23 protein-coding genes and 1 tRNA gene are annotated in these 23,362 nt (G+C 59.1%); 12 read left to right on the top strand and 12 right to left on the bottom strand.

Annotated elements, in window-relative coordinates; genetic code table 11:
- The first annotated feature begins 41 nt into the window (after positions 1 to 41).
- Positions 42 to 1,016: an HAD family phosphatase gene (locus GOW09_RS03910; protein ID WP_171115801.1), complete on the top strand. Its 975-nt coding sequence runs from the start codon at positions 42 to 44 to the stop codon at positions 1,014 to 1,016.
- A 23-nt stretch (positions 1,017 to 1,039) separates the two neighbouring features.
- The gene (gene cls, locus GOW09_RS03905) at positions 1,040 to 2,452 is read left to right on the top strand and encodes a cardiolipin synthase (RefSeq protein WP_171115799.1); all 1,413 of its coding nucleotides are present in this window, start codon (positions 1,040 to 1,042) and stop codon (positions 2,450 to 2,452) included.
- Here cls and GOW09_RS03900 read toward each other — a convergent pair.
- Positions 2,449 to 2,883 carry an ion channel gene (locus GOW09_RS03900; RefSeq protein WP_171115798.1) on the bottom strand — a complete coding sequence of 145 codons (435 nt, stop codon included), beginning with the start codon at positions 2,881 to 2,883 and terminating at the stop codon, positions 2,449 to 2,451. The two genes, cls and GOW09_RS03900, sit on opposite strands and share 4 nt — an antisense overlap.
- A gap of 173 nt (positions 2,884 to 3,056) precedes the next feature.
- Here GOW09_RS03900 and GOW09_RS03895 point away from each other — a divergent pair, with 173 nt between their 5' ends.
- From GOW09_RS03895 to GOW09_RS03885, 3 genes are read left to right on the top strand one after another with little or no spacing between them, the layout of a single operon-like run.
- On the top strand, positions 3,057 to 3,704 hold the full coding sequence (locus GOW09_RS03895; protein ID WP_171115796.1) for an ABC transporter ATP-binding protein: 648 nt from the start codon (positions 3,057 to 3,059) through the stop codon (positions 3,702 to 3,704).
- Positions 3,701 to 6,115, top strand: coding sequence for an FtsX-like permease family protein (locus GOW09_RS03890; RefSeq protein ID WP_171115794.1), 2,415 nt, complete (start codon positions 3,701 to 3,703; stop codon positions 6,113 to 6,115). The genes GOW09_RS03895 and GOW09_RS03890 overlap by 4 nt, the downstream gene beginning before the upstream one ends.
- On the top strand, positions 6,105 to 7,145 hold the full coding sequence (locus GOW09_RS03885; RefSeq protein WP_171115792.1) for a lipocalin-like domain-containing protein: 1,041 nt from the start codon (positions 6,105 to 6,107) through the stop codon (positions 7,143 to 7,145). Before GOW09_RS03890 ends, GOW09_RS03885 begins: the two co-directional genes overlap by 11 nt.
- 78 nt (positions 7,146 to 7,223) lie before the next feature.
- Here GOW09_RS03885 and GOW09_RS03880 read toward each other — a convergent pair whose 3' ends face one another.
- The 4 genes from GOW09_RS03880 to GOW09_RS03865 form a co-directional block, all read right to left on the bottom strand.
- Positions 7,224 to 7,655 carry a universal stress protein gene (locus GOW09_RS03880; protein ID WP_171115790.1) on the bottom strand — a complete coding sequence of 144 codons (432 nt, stop codon included), beginning with the start codon at positions 7,653 to 7,655 and terminating at the stop codon, positions 7,224 to 7,226.
- Positions 7,652 to 10,261 (bottom strand): TRAP transporter permease, encoded by a 2,610-nt coding sequence (locus GOW09_RS03875; protein WP_171115788.1) that lies wholly within the window; start codon positions 10,259 to 10,261, stop codon positions 7,652 to 7,654. Before GOW09_RS03875 ends, GOW09_RS03880 begins: the two co-directional genes overlap by 4 nt.
- Positions 10,262 to 10,360: 99 nt before the next feature.
- A complete protein-coding gene (locus GOW09_RS03870; RefSeq protein ID WP_171115786.1) occupies positions 10,361 to 11,329 on the bottom strand; it encodes a TAXI family TRAP transporter solute-binding subunit in 969 nt (322 codons plus the stop codon).
- A gap of 616 nt (positions 11,330 to 11,945) precedes the next feature.
- A tRNA-Leu gene (locus tag GOW09_RS03865) sits at positions 11,946 to 12,031 on the bottom strand.
- A 147-nt stretch (positions 12,032 to 12,178) separates the two neighbouring features.
- On the opposite strand from GOW09_RS03865, the gene GOW09_RS03860 reads away from it, so the two are divergent.
- Both GOW09_RS03860 and GOW09_RS03855 read left to right on the top strand, forming a co-directional pair.
- Positions 12,179 to 12,757 (top strand): YqaA family protein, encoded by a 579-nt coding sequence (locus tag GOW09_RS03860; RefSeq protein WP_152458071.1) that lies wholly within the window; start codon positions 12,179 to 12,181, stop codon positions 12,755 to 12,757.
- A complete protein-coding gene (locus GOW09_RS03855) occupies positions 12,754 to 13,224 on the top strand; it encodes a disulfide bond formation protein B (protein ID WP_171115783.1) in 471 nt (156 codons plus the stop codon). Before GOW09_RS03860 ends, GOW09_RS03855 begins: the two co-directional genes overlap by 4 nt.
- On the opposite strand, the gene GOW09_RS03850 is transcribed toward GOW09_RS03855, so the two are convergent.
- A complete protein-coding gene (locus tag GOW09_RS03850; protein WP_170344171.1) occupies positions 13,221 to 13,808 on the bottom strand; it encodes an HNH endonuclease in 588 nt (195 codons plus the stop codon). The two genes, GOW09_RS03855 and GOW09_RS03850, sit on opposite strands and share 4 nt — an antisense overlap.
- A 213-nt stretch (positions 13,809 to 14,021) precedes the next feature.
- Here GOW09_RS03850 and GOW09_RS03845 point away from each other — a divergent pair, with 213 nt between their 5' ends.
- A complete protein-coding gene (locus tag GOW09_RS03845; RefSeq protein WP_171116540.1) occupies positions 14,022 to 14,627 on the top strand; it encodes an rRNA large subunit pseudouridine synthase E in 606 nt (201 codons plus the stop codon).
- Between the two features lie 32 nt (positions 14,628 to 14,659).
- Complete coding sequence (locus tag GOW09_RS03840) at positions 14,660 to 15,085, top strand: VOC family protein (RefSeq protein ID WP_171115781.1); 426 nt, start codon at positions 14,660 to 14,662, stop codon at positions 15,083 to 15,085.
- A gap of 40 nt (positions 15,086 to 15,125) precedes the next feature.
- Here the strand turns inward: GOW09_RS03840 and GOW09_RS03835 are convergent, their stop codons facing one another.
- Both GOW09_RS03835 and GOW09_RS03830 read right to left on the bottom strand, forming a co-directional pair.
- On the bottom strand, positions 15,126 to 15,791 hold the full coding sequence (locus GOW09_RS03835; protein ID WP_171115779.1) for an alpha/beta hydrolase: 666 nt from the start codon (positions 15,789 to 15,791) through the stop codon (positions 15,126 to 15,128).
- Entirely contained in the window at positions 15,788 to 16,420 is a 633-nt protein-coding gene (locus tag GOW09_RS03830; protein WP_171115777.1) for a DNA-3-methyladenine glycosylase, read from the bottom strand. The genes GOW09_RS03835 and GOW09_RS03830 overlap by 4 nt, the downstream gene beginning before the upstream one ends.
- A 97-nt stretch (positions 16,421 to 16,517) precedes the next feature.
- Between GOW09_RS03830 and GOW09_RS03825 the strand changes: the two genes are divergently transcribed.
- Complete coding sequence (locus GOW09_RS03825; protein ID WP_171115775.1) at positions 16,518 to 17,744, top strand: MFS transporter; 1,227 nt, start codon at positions 16,518 to 16,520, stop codon at positions 17,742 to 17,744.
- Here GOW09_RS03825 and GOW09_RS03820 read toward each other — a convergent pair whose 3' ends face one another.
- From GOW09_RS03820 to GOW09_RS22275, 4 genes are read right to left on the bottom strand one after another with little or no spacing between them, the layout of a single operon-like run.
- Positions 17,745 to 18,521 carry a squalene/phytoene synthase family protein gene (locus GOW09_RS03820; RefSeq protein ID WP_171116538.1) on the bottom strand — a complete coding sequence of 259 codons (777 nt, stop codon included), beginning with the start codon at positions 18,519 to 18,521 and terminating at the stop codon, positions 17,745 to 17,747.
- A gap of 2 nt (positions 18,522 to 18,523) precedes the next feature.
- Positions 18,524 to 20,158, bottom strand: coding sequence for a citramalate synthase (gene cimA, locus GOW09_RS03815; RefSeq protein ID WP_171115773.1), 1,635 nt, complete (start codon positions 20,156 to 20,158; stop codon positions 18,524 to 18,526).
- Positions 20,158 to 21,555 (bottom strand): cysteine--tRNA ligase, encoded by a 1,398-nt coding sequence (cysS, locus tag GOW09_RS03810; RefSeq protein ID WP_171115771.1) that lies wholly within the window; start codon positions 21,553 to 21,555, stop codon positions 20,158 to 20,160. Before cysS ends, cimA begins: the two co-directional genes overlap by 1 nt.
- Positions 21,488 to 21,775: a hypothetical protein gene (locus tag GOW09_RS22275; RefSeq protein WP_171204815.1), complete on the bottom strand. Its 288-nt coding sequence runs from the start codon at positions 21,773 to 21,775 to the stop codon at positions 21,488 to 21,490. The genes cysS and GOW09_RS22275 overlap by 68 nt, the downstream gene beginning before the upstream one ends.
- Here GOW09_RS22275 and GOW09_RS03805 point away from each other — a divergent pair.
- Positions 21,774 to 22,118 carry an MmcQ/YjbR family DNA-binding protein gene (locus tag GOW09_RS03805; protein WP_171115769.1) on the top strand — a complete coding sequence of 115 codons (345 nt, stop codon included), beginning with the start codon at positions 21,774 to 21,776 and terminating at the stop codon, positions 22,116 to 22,118. The two genes, GOW09_RS22275 and GOW09_RS03805, sit on opposite strands and share 2 nt — an antisense overlap.
- A gap of 56 nt (positions 22,119 to 22,174) precedes the next feature.
- Complete coding sequence (locus GOW09_RS03800; protein ID WP_171115767.1) at positions 22,175 to 23,362, top strand: pyridoxal phosphate-dependent aminotransferase; 1,188 nt, start codon at positions 22,175 to 22,177, stop codon at positions 23,360 to 23,362.

Genomic DNA, 23,362 nt, shown 5'->3' with positions numbered 1-23,362 from the left:
AGGGCGGCCCTTTTTTCAACACAACAGTTATCGAGATCTTCATGAAACACGTTCTTTTAGGTGCCTTTCTGACCTGTGTTCCCGTATCCCTGCTCGCTGATCCGCTGCCCAGTTGGAACGCCACAGCGGCAAAAGAGGCGATCCTTGAATTCGTGTCCAGTGTTACCGACGCGGAAGGACCCGACTATGTCACGCCTTCAGATCGGATCGCGGTATTTGACAATGACGGCACACTCTGGGCCGAACAGCCGGTTTATTTCCAGTTTATCTTTGCCATGGATCGGCTTTCTGAACTGGCTGAACAAGATCCTTCGATCCTGTCCACACCCGCTTTGAAAGCCGCTGCCGAAGGTGATCTTGCGACGGTTCTTCAAGGGGGCCACGATGCGTTGATCGAAGTTGTCAACGAGTCACATTCCGGAACCAGCGTAGAGGCGTTTCAAGCCCAAGTTGCGCAGTGGCTGGCCGAGGCCCGACACCCGGACACCGGATTGCCCTATGACCAGATGACCTATCAGCCCATGGTCGAGCTGTTGCGCTATCTTCGGGACGAAGGGTTCAAGACCTATATTGTCTCGGGCGGCGGCATTCACTTCATGCGGGTCTTCGCGGAACAGGCCTATGGCATTCCGCCGGAACAGGTTCTGGGCACCTATGGAAACTCGACATTCGAAGATGTCGATGGCGTTCCGACTGTCATCAAGGCCCCCGGCATTGCCTTCATCGACGACAAGGAAGGCAAACCCATCAACATCGAACGCACGATCGGCAAACGCCCCATTCTGGCCGGAGGAAACTCAGACGGCGATTTCGCCATGCTGGATTGGACAACCTCGGGTAACGGACCACGGCTGGGTGTTCTGATCCACCATACGGATGCCGAACGTGAATGGGCCTATGATCGGGAAAGTCCGATTGGGCGGTTGGTTGACGGTCTGGATCAGGGGCCGGACAAAGGCTGGATCATCGTCGATATGGCGAAAGACTGGTCGCGGGTCTACACTGGAGGAAACTGAACGACCCGAAAGACTTAACGCCCATGTGGACATTGCTTGTATCCATCTTTGTTTTTGCGTTGTACGCAACCGCAGTTGTGTTTTCGGTGCGCGCGGCACAAACCGCGCGCACACCGCAAGGAGCCGTTGGCTGGGTGGTCTTTTTGGTATCGGCGCCAATCTTTGCGGTGCCGATGTACCTGTTTCTGGGGCACCACAGGTTTCGCGGCTACCGCATCTCGCGCCAACAAAGCGAACGGGTCGTCGAAGGCATCAAGACCTTTGCTGACTACTCCAGACCTGACCCATCCACGATGTCGGTCAATCCACGACCATTCGAATTTCTGGCTCATCTTCCGGTATCCAGTGGCAATGGCGCTCAGCTTCTGATCGATGGCCAGGCAACGTTTGACGCCATTTTCCAGGCGATAGACGAGGCCAGCAACTACATCCTGATCCAATTCTATATCGTCAGAGACGATACATTGGGCCGACAGCTTCAGACCAAGCTGATCGAGGCTGCGAAACGCGGGGTGCATGTCCGTTTCATGACCGATGCCGTCGGCAGCTATGGATTGGCAAACACCTATCTGGACACAATGCGCGAGGCCGGAATTGACGTGGCCGACCCGCGTGAACAACGCGGGCCGAATTTCAGGTTTCAGCTGAATTACCGGAACCATCGTAAAACCGTCATCATCGACGGTGAAACAGGCTTTATCGGCGGTCACAACGTGGGTGTTGAATATCTGGGCGAAGACCCGCATTTCGGCCATTGGCGCGACACGCATATCAAGATGACCGGCCACATCGTCCGGCAATTGCAGCTCATCTTCACCGAAGACTGGCACTGGGCCCGCGATGAAGACCTGATTGACGACCTCGACTGGGCAGGCAGCGAGGCCGAGCAAGACATGAATGCCCTATTGGTGGCCACCGGACCCGGAGACGAAACCGAAACCGGCGCCATGATGTTCTTTTCGGCCATCGCCGAGGCGAAAGAAAGACTGTGGATTGCCTCGCCCTATTTTGTGCCCGACATCGACGTCATGACCGCTCTGCAACATGCAGCGATGCGCGGTGTGGACGTGCGCATCCTTGTCCCGGATATGATTGATCATCGGCTGCCGTGGCTGGCTGCTTTTGCCTATTTCGACGAAATCCGCGATTGCGGCGTACGCGTGTTCCGATACACGGACGGTTTCATGCACCAGAAGGTTTTCGTGGTAGACGACACGCTGGCTGCGGTCGGCACGACCAATCTGGACAACCGGTCCTTCCGGCTGAACTTCGAGGCGATGGCCCTGTTTTTCGATGCCCGCGCAGCCCTGGCTGTTGATCACATGCTACGCGCGGATTTCGAGGCAAGCTATGAATTGACGCGCAGTCTGGCCCAGCAACCCGCGCATATCCGGTTTGGCGCCCCATTGGCGCGGTTGTTTGCGCCTATCCTCTAGGTAAAGAACTTCTCTTGAAAGACGCGCGTCATCATCGCCACCAGATAAGCGGTCGACAGACCAAAGGCCAGAAGACCAGCAACCGCGGCAAAAGACCCAAAGATGCGCAACCCTTCGCCCAAAACGATATCGCCATATCCCAGGGTCGTGAACGTCACCAATGAGAAATAGATGGCCGAGTTCCAATCCGGCAGAACCTCAAGCAACACCCAGACGATGGCCCAAACCCAGACCTGAATCGTGTGCGTCGCGACAATAAAGGCCAAAGATACCGCGATTGGTGTTGCCGTGCCAAAGAACACCCCCTTGGCCGACCATTTTTCATCCCACTTGATGATCGTGACGGTACACCAGGTCAACAAAAGAATCTCGACCAAGAAGCAGAGCGCCAGAAATGTACTGCCCCAAACGATCTGATGCAGCAACGTCATGTTTTTCATCCCGATTTACGACAGTGTAACGTCCGGGCAGAATGACCCTTTGAGGTACAGGGCACAACCCCGGCGATCGTGAGGAACGCCTGCGGCGAATGGAACCGAGTGCGGGTCCGCACTGGACAGTTTGGAATTCCGTCGCACATCCTTGGAAGAAAAAAGGCCAGACCATGCTGTTGACCATCGACCGTGTTCAGAAAACCTATCCCGGCGGACGCCCGGTTCTGCGCGACGTGTCGCTGACATTGGATGAAGGGCAGACACTGGCCCTGACCGGCGAAAGCGGCAGTGGCAAAAGCACTCTGCTGAACCTTGCCGCAGCGCTTGATTGTTTCGACAGCGGTGAAATCATCTTGAACCGAACGCCTCTGTCCCGTCTGGACGATGCCGGGCGGGCCGAATTGCGGCGCAGTCAGCTTTCGTTGGTGTTTCAGCAGTTCAATCTGATCCCTTCGCTGACCGTTGCGCAGAACCTTTCCTTTCACGCCCGCCTTGCCGACGCTGAGGATGCCGATTGGACCGCGCATCTGACGGAACGCTTGGGCCTGTCCGATCTTTTGGACCGATATCCCGAAAACCTGTCCGGCGGGCAACAGCAGCGGGTCGCGATTGGTCGTGCCATGGCTGCGCGTCCGAAACTGCTGCTGGCGGATGAGCCCACGGGCAATCTGGATGAAACCGCCAGCGCAAGGGTTCTGGATCTGATGTTGGCCTTGGTGGCTGATACCGGCGCAGCGCTTCTGTTGGTCACGCATTCCCAACAGATTGCGGCCCGACTGGATCGAACCGTCCAGCTCTGCGGTGGTCGTATCCAATGACACGCGCCGTCATTCAGGCTTTGATGTCCCACTGGCGGGTGCACTGGTTGCAACTGGCGACGCTTTTGACAGGAATCGCGTTGGCCACCGGTCTCTGGTCCGCGGTTCAGGCCATCAATGCCGAAGCGCGCGCCAGCTATGCCCGGGCCAACGCGCAGCTTGCCCTTGGGCAGTTCGACGAGCTGCGCGATCCTTCCGGTCTGATCCCGGTTTCTCGTTACGTCGATCTGCGTCGTGCTGGCTGGCAGGTGGCGGCCGTTCTGGAGGGCCCCTATCGAATCCGGGGCCGCACATTGCGCCTGATGGGTGTGGACATGGTCGCCTACCCGGCCCTGCCAGCCGTCACCGAAGCCGGCCAAAGCGCCGCGCCGACTGAGCCGGCGGACATGCTGACCGCTCCGGGGCGACTTCTGGTCGCGGCAGAGCTGGAGCCGCTGTTGCGCGACCAGAACAACCTTCCGCCGGTTTCGTTCACCACGGCGCTGCCACCAGACGTAATTCTGACGGATATCGGCACAGCCGAAGCCCTGCTGAACCAAACCGGTTTCATCTCGCGCCTCATTGTGTTGCCGGATCAGCCGCGTGATCGGCCACCTTTGGCCGAAGTCGCGCCCGAACTGGAGCGCGCCAGCCCATCCTCGCAAGTCGATACTGCTCGGCTGACTGACAGTTTTCACCTGAACCTGTCGGCTTTTGGCCTGCTGTCCTTTGCCGTTGGCCTGTTCATCGTGAACGGCACCGTCGGGCTGGCTTTTGCCCAACGCCGAGGCATGATCCGCACCCTGCGTGCACTGGGCGTTTCGATGCGGCGGCTGGTCTTCCTAATCCTGACCGAACTGACGGGGCTGGCCCTGATCGGTGGAACCTTGGGTCTGCTTCTTGGGTTCTTTCTGGCCGGAGCGTTGTTGCCCGATGTCGCAGCAACCCTTCGCGGCCTGTATGGTGCGCCCGTGACCGGACAGCTGACATTGCACCCCCATTGGGTGTTTGCCGGGATGGCGATGGCTGTCTGCGGCACCTTGTTTGCCAGTGGCCATGCGCTGTGGCGACTGTCTCGTATGCCCCTGCTGGCGGGGCCCGGTGTGCAAGCCTGGCAGGGCAATGCCGGCACACGTCTTGTGACAGGTTTGCTCGGCTTGTCCCTGATCGTCGGCGGTGTCATCGCCTATCTCGGCATCGGTGGTCTGGTTGCCGGTTTCGTGCTGTTGGCCGGATTGCTGACGGGTGCCGCGCTTTTGTTGCCGGCGCTTCTGACCTTTGCGCTTTCCGTCTTTGGCAACAGGTCCCGTGGCGCCGTCGCGCAGTGGGTCTGGGCCGACATGCGCGCCCAATTGCCCGGGCTGTCGCTTGCCCTGATGGCCCTGTTGCTTGCGCTTGCGGCAAATATCGGTGTGGGCACAATGGTTTCAAGTTTCCGGCTGACATTTGTCGGCTGGCTCGACCAGCGCCTGACCTCAGAGCTGTATCTGACCGTCCGTGACGAAGAACAGGGTCGCGAGATCACGGATTGGCTGCGGCCACAGGTCGACGCCATCCTTCCAATTCGCAACATGGAACTGTCGCACGAGACGGGCCCCCTGTTTCTGTACGGGGTCATTGACGATCCGGTCTATCGGCAGCACTGGCCGTTGATATCGGCAAACTCGACCGTATGGGACGACGTCATGGCCGGAGACGCGGTGCTGATCAACGAACAACTGGCACGGCGCGCGAACCTCTGGCCCGGAGATACGCTGACGCTGTCCCCGGATCGAACGCTGACCATCGCCGGGGTTTATTCGGATTATGGAAATCCAACCGGGCAAGCCATTGTGTCGATGAGCCAACTTGACCGGATCGCACCAGGGGCCGAAACCCGACGGTTTGGCGTCCGTTTGAACCCCGAACAGGCGACTGAAATGGCGCAAGCCTTGCGCGAGCGGTTTGCCCTGCCGCGTCAGGCCGTGGTCCAGCAGGCCGCCATGAAGGCGCAATCATTAGCAGTCTTCGAAAAGACCTTTGTCGTGACATCGGCGCTCAATGTTCTGACCCTCGGCGTGGCGGGATTTGCCATACTCACCAGCCTGCTGACCCTGTGGACCCAGCGCTTGCCTCAGATTGCTCCGGTATGGGCGCTGGGACTGAACCGGGCGCAACTGGCGCGGCTGGAGCTTTTGCGCAGCGTACTGCTCGCGGCTCTGACCGCGTGCCTGGCGTTGCCGCTTGGTCTGATCCTCGCCTGGGTTCTGTTGGCAGTGATCAATGTGCAAGCCTTTGGCTGGCGGTTGCCGATGTTCGTTTTTCCCTGGGATTGGTTGTGGCTGTTCTTGTTGACCCTGCTGGCCGCCCTGGTTGCAGCGGCCCTGCCCGCGCTGCGCATGTTGCGTCTGCCCCCTGCCGATTTGCTGAAGGTGTTCGCCAATGAACGTTAAAACCCTTTGGGCCGTTCTCGTGATTTTGTGCCCATCGCCTCTTTGGGCGCAGGGCTATGCAGGTCTTGGAGGGTCGGCGGAAGGCTTCGAGGTTCCGCAGGCGGGCTTTGAATTCGACTTTCCCAAAGACCACGGACCTCACCCCGCCTATCGGATCGAATGGTGGTATCTGACGGCCAACCTCAAAGGCGAGGACGGGCGTGATTATGGCATCCAATGGACCCTTTTCCGGTCGGCCCTGAAACCGTTTGAAACAGATGGATGGCACAGCCCGCAGATCTGGATGGGCCATGCGGCTGTCACCACGCCTGACACCCACTATTTTGCCGAACGCCTGTCGCGTGGGGGGATTGGGCAGGCAGGTGTTGCGGTGCAACCGTTCGAGGCCTGGATCGACGAATGGCGCATGGCCGGACCGGATATGGACACCCTGACCCTGACGGCAAACGGGGCTGATTTCGGGTACGATCTTGCGCTGAGCGCACAAGGCCCGTTGGTGTTTCATGGCCAAGCGGGCTATTCCGTGAAATCCGCCGACGGACAAGCCAGCTATTACTATTCGCAACCCTTCTATTCAGTCGAAGGCGTACTGCACCTGCCGGATGGCGATATGCGCGTCACCGGTCAGGGCTGGCTGGACCGGGAATGGTCTTCGCAACCCCTGGCCGAGGATCAAACCGGCTGGGATTGGTTTTCGCTCAGCTTCGAGGGCGGAGACAAACTGATGGCCTTTCGCCTGCGCGGTGGTCGCGGCGATTTCACGTCGGCCACATGGATCAATTCAGACGGCAGCACCGATGCCATCCCCGACGGATCCGTCAGGCTTGAGCCGCTTGCGACCGATCAGGTGGCAGGGCGCGACGTCCCGACGCAATGGCGCATCGTGCTTGCGGACCGAGGCATCGACGTCAAGGTATCCGCCCTGACGCCGGACGCCTGGATGGGGACACGTTTTGAATATTGGGAAGGTCCGGTCACGGTCACCGGCAGCCACGAGGGCGTCGGGTATCTCGAGATGACGGGCTACTGACCTGGCTGCGGGAGCCCGAACGGCGGCAGGCGACCGTCGGGGCTCCGGCAACTCTGTGCACGGCATCTGCTTTTCGCGTCAGCGCACCACGTAAACCGAGACGTTGGAATGTCGCACCACGCGTGCCGCATTCGGGCCCAGCAGGTAGTCCTTGAAATCCGGCTTGTGGGCTCCGATTACGATCAAATCAGAGCCGGCACTTTCGGCCGTCTTCAAAATCTCCTGATAAGCTGTTCCTGTCGCAACCACATGGCGGATGGTTTCGTTGCGCTCGGCCCCCAGGGCCGATACGCAAAGCGCCGTCAGCTTGGCCTGCGCTTCCTCCAACGCCTTGTCATGAAAACCGGATTCAAAAAACCCCGACACCCAGCTTTCCCCGAAATCGGGCAGCACTGTTACCACGTCAAGTTGCGCCCCTTCCATATCCGCCAGAGCGGCTGCTTTTTGCAGCACCGGTGCATCAATCTCGCCATTGCTGATATCAACGGCACACAGAACGGAACGTGTCATACGAGCACCTCTTGTCTGGCGGCACGGCCGCGTTGCAGGAAAGCGATCAGACCCAGAAGGATCAGCGCCGGGATATAGACCAGTTGCTTCGGAGGCTGGCTGGACGGCAGGCTGACCGAGCTCAGACGCACGGCCTCGTCACCGTAATAGTCAAAGTTGGCCAGATCTTCGGCAACCGGTGATCCAAACATCGGCTCGTCAAGTTTGACAAGGCCATCCTCTTCCAGCAACAGCAGCCCCATGGCATCGACGCGCGCTTCACCGCCCTCTTCGGATCCGACTGGCACCACAATCGTGGTGTCCACCATCTTGCCGGTATCAAAATCCGGCCCGCTGATCACCATGCGAACCTCGGTTCCGGGAGGAGTCTGGCCAATGGTTTCGACAAACGCTGCAGGCTCGACCGAAGTGTATGGAGGCGCGATGCGATCCATGAAGAAATCCGGCCTGAACAGGGCGAAGGCAACGGCGATCAGAGCGATACTTTCGTAGATGCGGCTGTGGGTCAGGAAGTACCCCATGGTGCCTGCCGTGAAGACAAGGATCGCTATCGTCGCAAAAATCGCCACTATGATCCCTTCGACCCATGTCACATCGATCAGCAGAAGATCGGTGTTGAAAATGAACACGAAGGGCAGCGCCACGGTACGCAGGCTGTAGAAGAACGCCGTGAAACCGGTTTTGATCGCATCACCGCCCGACACAGCCGCAGCAGCAAAACTGGCCAGCCCGACCGGAGGTGTCACGTCGGCCATGATCCCGAAATAGAACACGAACAGGTGGACAGCGATCAATGGAACAATCAGCCCGCTTTGGGCGCCCAACTCAACAACCACCCCGGCCATCAACGAGCTGACAACGATATAGTTCGCGGTTGTTGGCAGACCCATGCCCAGGATCAGGCTGAGTAGCCCGACCATGACCAGCATCAGGATCAGATTGCCGCCCGACAGGAACTCGACCAGATCGGCCATCACCTGACCAACACCCGTCAACGTGACGGTTCCCACGATCACGCCCGCGGTTGCCGTGGCAAGCGCGATGCCGATCATATTGCGTGCCCCGTCGATCAGACCTTGCCACAGGTCGGCAACACCATCGATGAAAGTGTTGTACAGGTTGCTCTGCCCGCGGAACATCGCTTTCAGCGGCTTCTGCGTCAGCAGGATGACAAACAGCAGCGATGTGGCCCAGAAGGCGGACAGGCCCGGTGACTTCTGTTCGATCATCAGGAAATAGACCAGAACGATGATCGGCAGCAGGTAATGCAGGCCAGCTTTGTAGATATCGGCGATGACCGGAAGCGTAACCTCTTTTGCGTTAGGGTCGTCCGGTTCCAGGTCAGGCACCTGTGCCGCCAGATAAAGCAGTGCGACATATACCGCGCAGATAATCAGGCTGAGCACGATCCCAGCGGCCGACGGCACCCAGCTTGTCACGGCATTCACCGGGAATTGTGACCCATAGCAAAGACCTGCGAACACCAGGAAAAAGCCGAGCATCCCCACTACGGTCCGCGCCAGATGCACATCGCGGTCGCCCAGCGTGGGCATGTTCCGCTTCACGGCCTCGAGGTGCACGATGTAAACCAGTGCGATGTAGGAAATCGCTGCTGGCAGGAAGGCATGGGTGATCACCTCGACATATGAGATGCCCACATATTCCACCATCAGGAATGCAGCGGCCCCCATCACCGGCGGCATGATCTGCCCGTTGACCGAACTGGCAACCTCGACCGAGCCCGCTTGTTCACTGCTGAACCCGACGCGCTTCATCAGCGGGATGGTGAAGGTACCGGTGGTAACAACATTGGCAATCGACGAGCCCGAGATCAGGCCGGTCGCAGCCGAGCCCACAACCGCCGCCTTGGCCGGACCACCACGCAGGTGGCCCAGGGCCCCAAAGGCCATCTTGATAAAGTAGTTCCCTGCCCCGGCTTTATCCAGCAATGCGCCAAACAGAACGAACAGGAAAACGAATTTCGTGGAAACACCCAGAGCGATACCAAACACGCCCTCGGACGTGATCCACATGTGACTCATCGCCTTTTTCAGGCTCGCGCCCTTCCAGCGGATAACTTCGGGCACCCATTCCGAGGCACCGAAGAAGACATAGGCCAAAAATATGGTCGCGATAATTGCCATGGCCGGGCCAAGCGCACGGCGCGCGGCCTCGAACAACAGCACCAGGCCAAGCAACGCAACCCATTTGTCGGTGTCGTCGGCCAAACCGCCCGCATTGACGATCTTGTCATAGAAGAAATAGCCGTACAGCGCGACGAACGCGCCCACCAATCCCATGATCCAATCCTGAACCGGAATATAGTTCCGAGGGCTGGATTTGAGTGCCGGATAAGCCGCAAAGGCCAGAAACAAAGCAAAAGCCAGATGGAATTGCCGTGCATTGTTCACGACGCTTCCGGGCAAGACATAATTCGCCAGGGGCGAGGCCAGAACAACTTGAAATATCGACCAGATCGCGGCCACGACCGCCAGGAAAACGCCCACGTTCCCGACCGGATTGCGCCCTCCTGCGTCAGAAGATGCAACCAGATCCTGAAGCTCTTCTTCGGAAAGCGGACGATTGGATTGAGTGTCGGAATTCATCAAATGTCTCCCCGTCGCGGCCATTGTTCGGCCTTCTGAAATCCCGTTTCACACGGGTTGTGTGCAGGGCGCCCTTGGGCACCCTGCGTCAGGTCTGGTTTACTGAATCCAGCCTTTTTCTTTGTAGTACTTCTCGGCACCCGGATGCAGCGGAGCCGACAGGCCATCCGCAATCATCTCTTCTGGCTTCAGGTTCGCAAACGCGGGGTGCAGCTTTTTGAAGTCATCGAAGTTTTCGAAGACCGAGCTTACAACCGCATAAACCGCGTCATCCGACACGTCTGCCGAGGTTACGAAAGTCGCGCCAACACCAAAGGTCGAGGTGTCTTCGTCAGATCCACGGTACATGCCACCGGGAATGGTTGCCTTGCGGTAGAACGAGTTTTCGTTGACCAGCTTGTCCACGGCCTCACCGCTGACGTTCACCAGAACCGAGTCACACGCGGTGGTGGCTTCCTGAATCGAACCCGAGGGGTGGCCAACGGTGTACACCATCGCGTCGATCTGGTTGTCGCACAAGGCTGCCGACTGTTCAGCCGCTTTCAGCTCGGTCGCCAGTTCGAAATCATCTGTGGTCCAGCCCATTTCGCCCAGCAGGACTTCCATGGTGCCGCGCTGACCGGAACCCGGGTTGCCGATGTTGACGCGCTTACCCTTCAGGTCTTCGAAGTTTGTGATGCCGGAATCGGCGCGGGCCACAACGGTGAAGGGTTCGGGGTGCACCGAGAACACGGCGCGCAGGCCTTCGAACGGGCCGGCTTCTTCGAATTTCGAGGTGCCGTTATAGGCGTGGTACTGCCAGTCGGACTGGGCCACACCAAACTCTAGCTCGCCTTCGCGGATGGTGTTGATGTTGTAGACTGAACCACCGGTCGATTCGACCGAGCAGCGCACGCCGTGCTCTTTCCGGCCTTTGTTGACCAGACGACAGATCGCGCCGCCGGTCGGATAGTAAACGCCGGTGACACCACCGGTACCAATCGTAATGAACTCTTCGGCATATGCCGCCGGAGCCAGAAGGGCTGCGGTGACGAAGGCGCCGACGCTCAGTTTGCTGCTGTTTTTCATCTGTTAACTCCCACTTTTTTTGTTTGGCAGTTGGAAATCAAGTTTGATCACCTGCTCAGGGAAGCGTGCCGATAATACAAAGCGGCCCGCATCGCAACGGCTACAAATCTTTGAATTTCCCAATTTCTCCCAACCCTTTCGAGGTTTCATTCAGATACCCACAATGTCAAGGCCGGCACCGGTCGGACCTGCGCCAATTCGCATATATGAGCACAAATCACGAACTTTCCCCATCAGTTCACAGCGAACAGTCTGGGGTCACACGATCAATCGAAGCCCAACACTCCGTTTCATCCTCGATGCAATGAACCGGCACGAGTCGGCGCGAAAAAGAGCGATCCGCGTTTTCGAACATGGACGCAGGGCATGTCACGTTTTTGCGTTCGGGCGAATCTGACAAAAGCCCCCCAATACCAACCCGGTTCACGATTCACACCGCCGGGGACCTGATGACCTGACTGCTTATGCAGGCCCGGAACGTTGTGGCATTTGCGGCCCGCTACAGAAGGCCTCTAACAAGACATGAAGACCAAGGTTGCGGGTCAGCACCTTGATCACGGCACCAGCACGGAACCCCGCCATAAGGACGGACGGAATTCTGAATTCGTCGGGATTGTGGTGCCCAAGGAGAGACTCGAACTCTCACGCCCGTGAAGGCGGGGGATTTTGAATCCCCTGCGTCTACCATTCCGCCACTTGGGCCACGAACACTGGATTAGCGCCCATCCGAGCGAAGGTCCAGAGGCAAAAACCATCCAATAATCCATTTGTTTCGCCCTCGGCTGTTGACGGTCCGTCAGGCGCATGGTTTGGCTTGGCTTCAGACCGGAAACTGGATTTGAGTGCTTTATGTTACGATCGCTTTATGACTGGACCATTCGTCTGGCCGAACACCCTCACGCGCTGTGGGCGCTGGCCATCGTGGCTTTCATCGAAAGTTCGTTCTTCCCGATTCCCCCCGATGTGTTGATGATTCCGATGATTCTGGCCCGCCCGTCCCGGGCATGGCTGATCGCAACCGTGGCACTGGTGGCTTCGGTTCTGGGGGGCATGTTGGGCTATGCGATTGGTGCGTTTTTCTATGAAAGCATCGGGCAGCCCATTCTGGAATCCATGGGGAAAGCCCATGCCATGGAAGAATTCAATACCCGTTTCAACGACTTCGGATTCTGGGCCGTTCTGGCCGCTGGTGTGACCCCCTTCCCTTACAAGGTCATCACTATTATGTCCGGCTGGACCGGCATGCCGCTTGGAACCTTCATTGCCACCTCGATTCTGGCTCGCGCCTTGAGGTTCTTCCTGGTGGCAGGTCTGCTCTGGGGATTCGGTGAGCCGATCCGCGACTTCATCGAAAAGCGCCTGGGGCTAATGTTCACTTTGTTCATCATCCTCCTGTTTGGCGGTTTCCTGGTGGTGAAATACTTATGACGAGACGTTCGCAACTTGTCGCGGTGGCAAGTCTAGGATCACTGGCCCTTCTTCTGGCCGCTTTTGGCTTTCAGCATCTCGGCGGGCTTGCGCCATGCAAGATGTGCATCTGGCAGCGCTATCCACATGCAGTGGCCATCGCGATCGGCGCCGTGGCTCTGGCTTTACCGAGGCTGACCTTTCTTCCTTTGCTGGGCGCAGCGGCGGCCGCGACGACTTCGGCGGTGGGTGCATTTCACGCCGGCGTTGAAAAAGGCTGGTGGGAAGGCCCAAGCAGCTGCACATCCGGCAGCATCAGCGGTCTGTCCGCAGACGATCTGTTCGATCAAATCATGTCCGCGCCTTTGGTGCGGTGCGATGATATCCCTTGGGAGATGTTCGGCATCTCGATGGCAGGCTGGAACGCTATTGCTTCTGCTGTGCTGGTCCTGATCTGGCTGGCCGCATGGAAATCCCGCGCGGCTTAGAACTGATCCAGCTCTGCATCCCAGTACAGGAAATCGATCCAGCTTTCATGCAGGTGGTTCGGCGGAAACTTCCGTCCAATATTGCGCAACGCTTCGGCATCGGGCTGACGTGGCGGCTTGCGCAAGGTCATCCGAGCCTGGCGCAGCGATTTCGACCCTTTGCGCAGATTGCACGGGCTGCACGCGGCCACCACGTTCTGCCAGCTGGTCACACCACCGGCGGCCCGCGGCACCACATGATCAAAGGTCAGGTTGTCACGGCTGCCGCAATACTGGCAGCGGAATTCATCCCGCAGAAATAAATTAAAGCGCGTGAAGGCCACGCGCTTTCTGGGTTTTACATAGTCTTTCAAAACAACGACCGAAGGTATTCGGATCTCGGTGCTCGGGCTGCGGACGACCTCGTCATATTCAGCCACGATATCGACCCGATCCAGCCAGGCGGCCTTGATCGCTTCTTGCCAGGGCCACAGTGACAGCGGGTAATAGGACAAGGGGCGATAATCGGCGTTCAAAACCAGGGCCGGGTGTTGTTTGAGCGCACCCGGCTCCCTTACAAATTCGGTCCTGAAGTCTCCGTCCATCACAGAATCGCTCCTCGCTCTCAGCTGCCCGTTTGTGACACCAGAGCGGGGAGCACCCGCCCCGGTCTTTTGATAACTATATATCGTGTTAAAACTCTGACAAGCCCTGAGTTTCCACAATATGTCGCAGACGAGGTAACGCGAATCGGTAACAGGCACGTGACAGTTATCCACAGCTTGCACCGGGGGCGCCGTTCGGGCTATGCGCAGGTCATGTCCTGGTTCATCCGCTTCAACAAACCTTATGATGTTCTGCCGCAGTTCACCGACCGCGCCAACGCGGACAGCCCACGCAGCACGCTGTCTGATTTCATTGATCTGCCCGGCGTCTATCCGGCAGGCAGGCTGGACCGTGACAGTGAAGGTTTGATGCTGCTGACGGATCATGGAAAGCTGCAATCCCAGATCTCTGACCCAAAGCACAAGATGGCCAAAACCTATTGGGTTCAAGTCGAAGGCACCCCCGACGAGGCTGCCCTGAAAACGCTTCGCAACGGGGTAGAATTGAAGGATGGTCTGACCCGCCCCGCCAAGGCCCGCCAGATCAACGAGCCCGAGGCGCTCTGGCCCCGAACCCCACCGATCCGCGAACGCAAGTCAGTCCCGGACAGTTGGCTTGAACTGACCATCCGCGAAGGCAAAAACCGGCAAGTGCGGCGGATGACGGCGGCAGTTGGCCTGCCGACCCTGCGCCTGATCCGGTACCGCATCGGAGACTGGACCCTGGATGATCTTGAGCCCGGGCACTGGGACAGTCTGCCAATGCCGACACTGAACGCGTCCCCCCAACGCAAGCGCGACCGTCGCCCGCGACGGTGACAGACCCTGCCCCGATCTGCTAAACTGGCGTCATGAAGAAAACGCCTGACATCCCGGCCCCTTCGGCCATTCTGGAAGCGGCGCTCTATGTTGATGACCTGGACGCGGCAGAACAGTTTTACGGCGAAGTTCTTGGGCTCGAACGCATACAACGTGTCGCTGACCGCCATGTTTTCTATCGCATCGGCGGATCGGTCCTGCTGATTTTCAATCCCGACCAGACCGAACAACCGCCGCTTGACCCCGACATGCCGGTTCCGCCCCACGGCGCGCGCGGCCCCGGACATGTGTGTCTTGTGCTGTCACGAGAGGACATCGCGGCGATGCGCAAACACCTTCTGGACTGGAATATTCCGGTAGATGCCGAGTTTGACTGGCCCGGAGGCGCACGGTCTTTGTATGTGCGCGACCCGGCCGGAAACTCGGTCGAGTTCGCCGAAGGTCACTTGTGGGATTGAACCGGTGCGGAACGCATGGGCGCTCCGCAGGTTCCAAACACTAAAGACTCAGCTTGTCGCGCATGAAGGCCAGCGCAACGCTCAGCCCATCCGGGGCGATACCGTGCCCGGTGCCTTTCATGACATGGGCATAGACCTCTTTGAAACCGGCAGCTTGCAATGCTTCGGCCGCTTCCGGCAGGGATTGTGGCGGGACAACGTCATCAGCGTCGCCATGCACCAGCAAGACAGGCATCCGGCTGACGGTTTCATCCGCCAGCAGATCGGGCTCCAGCAAACGGCCCGAAAAGGCTACGATCCCGGCCACGGGATCTTCCCGGCGTGGTGCGACATGCAAGCTCATCATCGTGCCCTGGCTGAAACCAAACAGAACAACCTGTTCGGGCAGAACATCTTCGTCCACCATCAGCGCGTCCAGAAAGGCGTTGAAGTCCTCGACAGCCATTTCCATGCCCCGGCGGGCTTCTTCTTCGGTAGATCCATCGATCCACGGAATCGGGAACCACTGATACCCGTTGGGCATTCCGGGGATCTGCTCGGGGGCGTCGGGGGCCACGAACAACGTGTCCGGCAGGTGTTCGCCCAGCGGATCGGCCAATCCCAGCAGATCGGCACCGTTTGCACCATAGCCATGCACGAACACCACGACCGAGCGCGTGTCGCCCGAAACAGGCTCTTTCCGGAGCGAATTCAAAACCCGTGTCATCTGATCCCTTCTCTTTGTTTTGCAACCCGGTAATAGGCCCACAGCACCCGTGCCGCAACCGAACGCCAGGGCGACCAGGCCTCGGCCATTTTGCGCAGCTCCTTGTCCGTTGGACGTTCAGGCAAGTCATAGAGGATGCGCGCCGCCTCTTGCAGGGCCAGATCACCGGGTGCGATGACATCTGCGCGACCCAGTGAGAACATGGCATAGATTTCGGCTGTCCAGACACCGATACCCGGAACTTGCGTCAATATGGCGACGACATCGGCGTCAGTTGCATCGCGCAGTGCCTTATAGTCGATACGTGCCTCGGCCAGTGCCCGCGCATATCGGATCTTCTGTCGGCTCAGCCCAACTGCCCGCAGATCATCATCCGTTGCCCACAGGATCTTGCGCGGGCCGGTCAACCTTGCATCCTGAAGCCGTTTCCAGATCGCATTGGCCGAAGCCACGCTGACTTGCTGACTGACAATTGCACTCAATAATTGCGCAAACCCATCGGGGCGGCGGCGCAGCGGCAAGGGGCCGGTCTGATCCATCGCATACGCCATGCGCGGACAGGTTTTGGCCAGCCACTCGGCCCCTTCGGCCACACAGTCCGATGTTTCGATGATGCGGCCCGCGGGCATGCGGCCTCCCTGCTCTTTTGTTTCGGGCAGGTTAGGCGCATGTGACGCAGATGCAACCCGCTTGTGCCGCAAACACTTAGCCGATAACCATTCGCCCATGACGATGATTTCAACCCTTCCGGACGACCGGCAGGCCAAACGCAATGTGGCCGTACTGGTGGCTGCCCAAGCCATTCTGGGCGCGCAGATGCCGATGATGTTCATCGTCGGCGGGCTTGCAGGTCAGTCGCTGGCCTCGAACCCCTGCCTAGCGACGCTGCCGATATCCCTGATCGTTCTGGGATCGATGCTGGCAGCCACGCCGATCTCGGCCATCATGCAAAAATGGGGCCGTCGCGTGGGGTTCCTTGTCGGGGCAACGGCCGGTGCACTGGGCGGGTTGATCGGGGCCTATGGTCTGTTTCTGGGCTCGTTCCCCACCTTTCTTGTCGGCAGCCTGCTGACCGGCATCTACATGAGCGCACACGGGTTCTATCGCTTTGCGGCAGCAGACACCGCGTCAGACGATTACCGCCCAAAAGCGATTTCATACGTGATGGCCGGCGGGCTGGCGGCCGCCATCATCGGGCCTCAGATCGTGAAGCTTACGTCTGAAGCATACGTCATCCCTTTTCTGGGAACATATATGGCCGTAATCGGCATCAACGTTCTGGGCTCGGCGCTGTTCTTCTTTCTCGACATTCCGACACCTGCGAAACCTGCGGCCGATGAACCCAAGGGGCGGTCACGGATCGAGTTGCTGAAAACACCCCGCATCGCCGTCGCGATCATCTGTGCCATGGTGTCTTATGCGTTGATGAATCTGGTCATGACCTCGACGCCGCTTGCCGTTGTCGGATGTGGATTTTCTGCCAATGACGCGGCGGATATCGTGACAAGTCACGTGCTGGCAATGTATGTCCCCAGCTTCTTTACCGGGCACCTGATCGCCCGGTTTGGCGTTGAAAAGATCGTCGCTCTGGGCTTGGCCATACTTGCCGCATCAGGGGTGGTTGCGCTGCAAGGCGTCGAATTGGGGAACTTTTTTGTCGCCCTTGTTCTTCTGGGCATTGGTTGGAATTTCGGCTTCATCGGCGCGACCACGATGCTGGCCGCGTCGCATGAACCGCAAGAGCGCGGACGGATGCAGGGCCTCAATGACCTGTTGGTGTTTGGCGGTGTGACATTGGCATCTCTGGCCTCGGGCGGGTTGATGAACTGCTCGGGCGGATCCGCGATCGAGGGGTGGAACGCCGTTAACCTTGCCATGATCCCCTTACTGACACTGGCAGGTGGCGCATTGCTGTGGCTGGTTCTGCGCCCGGCCGATCCCGAAAGGGTCTGATCACCAGCGCCCGCTGCCGACGGTCCACATCAGCGACAGTCGCTGACGCATTTCGCCTGGCTCAAGCGTTCCTGCCGCCACCCGCTCGGGTTGGGCGATGGCCTGCTTCAGAACTCGTTCCGCCAGCCAACCCGCATACAGCGCGGGACGCGCCTCAGGTGCGATGTCGCCCCGCTTTGATCGCGCCTTGCGCAATCGGTCCAAAGCGGATTGGGCCAATTGCTGAACGCCGCCCTTCGTACCATCAAGCAAAGGTACGCGACCCCGCTTTTCCAGTTCGGGAATGGCGCGGAACCAATTTGCCACACCGACCCCGTACCCGAAATCGCGCAACACGCTTTCATCCGCCACACCCAGCGCCTGCGCCGAGGCGACGAATAGAGATCCGGAACTGTGGTTGATATAGGCGTCAAAGTGCTCCTGATCCTCGAACGGATCCCGGTATATATCCCAACGTCTTACGGCAACAAATTCATCCAGTACGCCTGCCAGATGCGGCGACAGGACCCGCGACAGAGGCGTCACCACCTCGTGCCGCCGAACCGCGGACCCTTCTGCAATCTCCTGCAACGCGTCGCGCCACCATTGCAGCCGCATTTCGGCAATCATGGCCTCTTGCGTCACCCATGGCGCGCGGGCGACTTCAACATTCAACGCATAGATCGGAAACAAAACCACGCGGGCCGCGACCGGAGCAGCCATCGTCGCGCGGAACCGGTCAGGATCCGCTCGCTGAACCAGCGCGGCGCAGGCTTTGACATCATCGTCGAAGGTCACACTCACTCGGCCGCTGCCTTTTGCGGATCCCAATCACGGACCAGTTTCCACTGGATCGCATCCAGTAGCGCCTCAAAAGACGCATCAACTATGTTCGCGCTTACGCCAACGGTCGACCAGCGCCGCCCCTGGCCGTCTTCGCTGTCGATGATGACGCGGGTCACCGCTTCGGTCCCGCCCTGGGTGATACGAACCTTGAAATCGACAAGGCGCATGTCTGACAAAACCTGCGAGTATTGGCCCAAATCCTTCGCCAGCGCCTTGGCCAGCGCGTTCACAGGCCCCCTGTCATTGCCAGACTCGTCCATGGACTCGCTGACCGACAGTTTCTTTTCACCGTCCACTTTGACCACGACGACAGCCTCGGACAGGCTGACCATCTTGTTGTATTTGTTCTTCCGACGCTCAACAGTGACCTTGTAGCGCTTGACCTCGAAGAATTCAGGCAGTTGTCCCAGTTCATCCCGCGCCAACAGTTCGAAACTGGCCTGCGCGGTGTCGTAGGAATACCCTTCCGCTTCACGATCCTTGATCCGCTCTAGGATGCGGCCCAATGCGGGATCACCGGCTTTGACGCTCAGCCCCGCCTCGGTCAGGCGTTTGCGCAGGTTCGACTGACCCGCCTGGTTCGACATCGGAATGATACGTTCATTGCCTATGCTTGCCGGGTCCACATGTTCGTAAGTCGATGGGTCCTTCAGGATCGCGCTGGCGTGCAACCCCGCCTTGTGCGCAAAAGCCGACGCGCCCACGTAAGCCGCCTGCTTGCTGGGCACCCGGTTCAGGACATCGTCCAACATGCGGCTGGTTCGGGTCAGCCCGGCCAACGCATCAAGGCTGACGCCTGTTGCAAACTGCGAGGCGTAGGGTTCTTTCAGCAGCAATGTCGGGATCAGCGCCGTCAGGTTTGCGTTGCCACAACGTTCACCCAGACCATTCAGCGTTCCCTGAATTTGCCGCGCACCTGCTTCGACAGCCGCCAGAGAACAGGCTACTGCGTTCTCGGTGTCGTTATGGGTGTGGATACCCAACCGTTCACCCGGCAGGCCTGCCGCGATCACTTCGGACACGATCCGCCCGACCTCGGACGGCAACGCGCCACCGTTGGTGTCACACAGCACAACCCATCGCGCGCCCGCCTCCAGCGCGGCCCGGCAAACTTCCGTCGCGTACTCGCCGTTGTCCTTGTACCCGTCAAAGAAATGTTCGGCATCGAACAACGCCTCGCGCCCTTGCGCCACGATATGCGCCACCGAAGCACGAACGTTTTCCGTGTTCTCTTCAAGCGAAATGCCAAGCGCGTGGGTCACGTGATAATCATGCGACTTGCCAACCAGACAGACGGCCTGCGTACCCGCATTCATCACCGCAGCCAGCACATCGTCATTCTCGGCCGAGCGCCCTGCCCGTTTGGTCATGCCAAAGGCCGTCAACCGGGCCGCGGTCTTTGGCGCCGCCTCGAAAAACGCGCTGTCGGTCGGGTTCGCTCCGGGCCAGCCGCCTTCGATGTAATCCACCCCCAATGCGTCCAGCGCCCGTGCGATCTGCACTTTTTCAGCGGTCGAAAACTGCACACCCTGGGTCTGCTGCCCGTCACGCAGCGTCGTGTCGTAAAGATAGAGGCGTTCTCTGGTCATCAGACCTCCTCCAGCTTGGCGGCATCAAAACCGGCGCCCGGCACCAGTTCAACACCTTCCTTGCTCATTCGAACCTCAAGCCCTGCCGCAACATACGCCGCCTTGAGGCGGTCGACCTCCGAGAAATCCTTGTTTTCCATTGCAGATACGCGCGCCTTCGCCAAGCGATCTGCATGCGCACTCAAGTCTACGGACGCCGTGTCAGCCCACGACGGGACATCTTTGCCCAACAAGCCCAAAAATTGCAGAGAATGTCTCAACCCCACGACATCGTCAGCGATGGATAACTGGTGGAGTTCGGCGATAGCACCGGCTGTGTTCAGGTCGTCGGCCAAAAAGTTAACGATTTGAGGATGCGGCTCGCCATAACCAACCCCTTGCGCGGCCTGCGCGTAGAATTTGCGCAAGGTTCGCTCCGCCTCACGGGCTTTCTTCTCAGTCCAGTCCATCGGCTTGCGATAATGCGTCTGCAAAAAGACAAAGCGGATCACTTCGCCCGGAACGCCCTGCTCCAGAAGATCATGCACGGTAAAGAAATTGCCCAGCGATTTGGACATCTTCTTGCCTTCGACCTGCAACATCTCGTTGTGCAGCCAGACCCGCGCGAATTCACCGTGCGGGTGTGCGCATTTGCTCTGGGCGATCTCGTTCTCGTGGTGCGGGAACATCAGGTCGTTGCCGCCACCATGGATATCAAAACTCTCACCCAGCAACTCATAGCTCATGGCCGAGCATTCGATGTGCCAGCCCGGACGTCCCCGCCCCCATGGGCTGTCCCAGCCCGGCAGTTCATCGGTCGAGGGTTTCCACAAGACAAAATCCATCGGGTTCTTCTTGTAGGGCGCCACCTCGACCCGCGCGCCGGCGATCATGTCATCCACCGAGCGCCCCGACAGCTTACCGTAGCTCTCTTTCCAGCTATCCACCGCGAACAGAACATGGCCTTCGGCGGCATAGGCATGACCCTTGGCGATCAGGTCTTCGATCATCGCGATCATCTGCGCGATGAACTGGGTCGCGCGCGGCATCTCGTTCGGCTCCAACGTGCCCAAAGCGCACATATCATGCAGGTACCAGCCGATGGTCTCATCCGACCGTTCCTGCACCAATTGCTCCAGCGTGCCTTCCGCGCCCGCCTGTTTGCGGGCCAGCGCCGTGGCGTTGATCTTGTCGTCCACGTCGGTGAAATTGCGCACATAGGTCACGTGCTCTGCGCCATAGACATGGCGCAACAGACGATAAAGAACGTCGAACACGACCACCGGGCGGGCATTGCCCAGATGGGCGCGGTCATAGACCGTCGGACCACAGACATACATCCGCACGTTATCAGGGTCGATCGGTACAAAATCTTCCTTCGTCCGCGTCCGCGTGTTGTGCAGCTTGATCGTCGTCATCGGTCGGGCTCCTAGAAAACAGCAAAGGCTTGCGCGTTGGCGCGGGCTTAGCAACTTGTCTCAGGGATGAAAACGAAAGAAACCGGCCCGCTTGATAAATCAGCAGGTAATGCAGCAGATAATGATGCAGGTCACCGGGTTCATGCCCCTCGGTTAGCATGGGAACCCCGCCAAGCCAAGCGTTGAGTTTGTTCACCGGGTCCGGCAGAGTGCCCGTCATGGACCGAGACTTCATTAATTCCATCTGCAAGGAATTTCCCGGTGCAGAACTGTCAGACCCATGGGGCGGCGGTCATGACGCGTGGAAAGTAGGCGGCAAGATGTTTGCCTGTATCGGAATTGCAAATGACGGTGTTTCCGTCAAAACACCCGATGCGGAGACGGCTCAGATGCTGATTGATGCCGGTGTCGCGGTGAAAGCCCCTTATTTTCACCGCAGCTGGGTCCGCCTGCCGTTTGATGCCGAGACCGAGGAGCTGCGCCATCGTTTGACGGTTTCCTATGACCTCGTACGCGCATCGCTGACAAAAAAGCTTCAGGCGACGCTGGCGCCGCGAAGCTGATTGACAAACGGCCACTGCTCTGCCCCATTCAGCGCAAAGCAACCAGTGGCGATTTCATGAGATTGTCTGAACGCATCACGCAGATCACCGGCGGCGGCGGCGATGGCTGGGACGTGTTCTATCGCGCGCGCCGGATGTTGAGTGAAGGACAAGCCGTAACCGAACTGACGATCGGTGAACATGACACCCGAACCGACCCTTCGATTCTTCGGGCGATGGAGCTGTCGGCCCGCAACGGCCATACAGGTTACGCGATGGTGCCCGGCACGGACCTGTTGCGCGACACGGTCGCCGCACGAGTTCAGACCCGCACTGGCGTTCCGACCTTTCGGAACAACGTTCTGATCACCCCCGGCGGGCAAGCCGCCCTGTTCGCGGCACATATGGCCGTTTGCGATCCCGGTGATGTCGGATTGTATCTCGACCCGTACTACGCCACCTATCCAGGCACGATTCGGGGTGTTGGCGCCGTGGCCCGTGCGGTTCAAACCCCGGCCGATGACGCTTTCCAACCCCAGGCCGAGCGGATCGATACCGCTGCTGAAGGCGCGGTTTCGCTTTTGATCAACACGCCGAACAATCCGACCGGCGTGGTCTATTCCCGCCAATCGCTGGAGGCGGTCGCTGACGTGTGCAAACGGCGCGATCTCTGGCTGATCTCGGATGAGGTATACGACACGCAGGTCTGGGACGGTGAACATCTTTCTCCGCGTGCGCTGCCCGACATGGCAGAGCGAACGCTTGTGGTTGGATCCATGTCCAAGTCCCACGCCATGACGGGGTCGCGTTGTGGATGGGTCGTCGGCCCACAGGAGGTCATCGCCCATCTGATCAATCTGGCAACCCACACCACCTACGGCGTTCCCGGGTTCGTACAGGACGCGTCGAGTTTTGCGCTGACCGCGGGTGTTGAACTTGAAGAAAAAATCGCCGCCCCGTTCCGCCGCCGCCGATCCTTGGCCATGGATATTCTGGCGTCGCAAAACATCGTCGGCCTCGTCCCCGCGCAGGGCGCCATGTATCTGATGCTGGATATCCGCGCGACCGGGATGTCGGGCGACGCGTTTGCCAACGCGCTGCTGGACGCACACAAGATTGCCGTCATGCCCGGCGAAAGCTTCGGCAAGGCCGCTGCCGGGCACATACGGGTGGCCATGACCGTGGCCGATGAACGCTTTGCGGTTGCGCTGAAAACGCTGTGCGAATTCGCGTCGCATCTTGCGAGGAAGCACGCAGCTGAATAA

The sequence above is a fragment of the Ruegeria sp. HKCCA5463 genome (genome assembly GCF_013034175.1).
In the GTDB taxonomy this organism is placed as follows: Bacteria; Pseudomonadota; Alphaproteobacteria; order Rhodobacterales; family Rhodobacteraceae; genus Ruegeria.
This window is presented reverse-complemented; position numbering and strand designations above follow the sequence as displayed.

What these genes read in the sequence shown, in the direction of transcription:
- GOW09_RS03910 (WP_171115801.1), top strand. Translation starts at nt 42, where the DNA reads ATGAAACACGTTCTTTTAGGTGCCTTTCTGACCTGTGTTCCCGTATCC.
- cls (WP_171115799.1), top strand. Translation starts at nt 1,040, where the DNA reads ATGTGGACATTGCTTGTATCCATCTTTGTTTTTGCGTTGTACGCAACC.
- GOW09_RS03900 (WP_171115798.1), bottom strand. Translation starts at nt 2,883, where the DNA reads ATGACGTTGCTGCATCAGATCGTTTGGGGCAGTACATTTCTGGCGCTC.
- GOW09_RS03895 (WP_171115796.1), top strand. Translation starts at nt 3,057, where the DNA reads ATGCTGTTGACCATCGACCGTGTTCAGAAAACCTATCCCGGCGGACGC.
- GOW09_RS03890 (WP_171115794.1), top strand. Translation starts at nt 3,701, where the DNA reads ATGACACGCGCCGTCATTCAGGCTTTGATGTCCCACTGGCGGGTGCAC.
- GOW09_RS03885 (WP_171115792.1), top strand. Translation starts at nt 6,105, where the DNA reads ATGAACGTTAAAACCCTTTGGGCCGTTCTCGTGATTTTGTGCCCATCG.
- GOW09_RS03880 (WP_171115790.1), bottom strand. Translation starts at nt 7,655, where the DNA reads ATGACACGTTCCGTTCTGTGTGCCGTTGATATCAGCAATGGCGAGATT.
- GOW09_RS03875 (WP_171115788.1), bottom strand. Translation starts at nt 10,261, where the DNA reads ATGAATTCCGACACTCAATCCAATCGTCCGCTTTCCGAAGAAGAGCTT.
- GOW09_RS03870 (WP_171115786.1), bottom strand. Translation starts at nt 11,329, where the DNA reads ATGAAAAACAGCAGCAAACTGAGCGTCGGCGCCTTCGTCACCGCAGCC.
- GOW09_RS03860 (WP_152458071.1), top strand. Translation starts at nt 12,179, where the DNA reads ATGTTACGATCGCTTTATGACTGGACCATTCGTCTGGCCGAACACCCT.
- GOW09_RS03855 (WP_171115783.1), top strand. Translation starts at nt 12,754, where the DNA reads ATGACGAGACGTTCGCAACTTGTCGCGGTGGCAAGTCTAGGATCACTG.
- GOW09_RS03850 (WP_170344171.1), bottom strand. Translation starts at nt 13,808, where the DNA reads ATGGACGGAGACTTCAGGACCGAATTTGTAAGGGAGCCGGGTGCGCTC.
- GOW09_RS03845 (WP_171116540.1), top strand. Translation starts at nt 14,022, where the DNA reads ATGTCCTGGTTCATCCGCTTCAACAAACCTTATGATGTTCTGCCGCAG.
- GOW09_RS03840 (WP_171115781.1), top strand. Translation starts at nt 14,660, where the DNA reads ATGAAGAAAACGCCTGACATCCCGGCCCCTTCGGCCATTCTGGAAGCG.
- GOW09_RS03835 (WP_171115779.1), bottom strand. Translation starts at nt 15,791, where the DNA reads ATGACACGGGTTTTGAATTCGCTCCGGAAAGAGCCTGTTTCGGGCGAC.
- GOW09_RS03830 (WP_171115777.1), bottom strand. Translation starts at nt 16,420, where the DNA reads ATGCCCGCGGGCCGCATCATCGAAACATCGGACTGTGTGGCCGAAGGG.
- GOW09_RS03825 (WP_171115775.1), top strand. Translation starts at nt 16,518, where the DNA reads ATGACGATGATTTCAACCCTTCCGGACGACCGGCAGGCCAAACGCAAT.
- cimA (WP_171115773.1), bottom strand. Translation starts at nt 20,158, where the DNA reads ATGACCAGAGAACGCCTCTATCTTTACGACACGACGCTGCGTGACGGG.
- cysS (WP_171115771.1), bottom strand. Translation starts at nt 21,555, where the DNA reads ATGACGACGATCAAGCTGCACAACACGCGGACGCGGACGAAGGAAGAT.
- GOW09_RS03805 (WP_171115769.1), top strand. Translation starts at nt 21,774, where the DNA reads ATGGACCGAGACTTCATTAATTCCATCTGCAAGGAATTTCCCGGTGCA.
- GOW09_RS22275 (WP_171204815.1), bottom strand. Translation starts at nt 21,775, where the DNA reads ATGACGGGCACTCTGCCGGACCCGGTGAACAAACTCAACGCTTGGCTT.
- GOW09_RS03800 (WP_171115767.1), top strand. Translation starts at nt 22,175, where the DNA reads ATGAGATTGTCTGAACGCATCACGCAGATCACCGGCGGCGGCGGCGAT.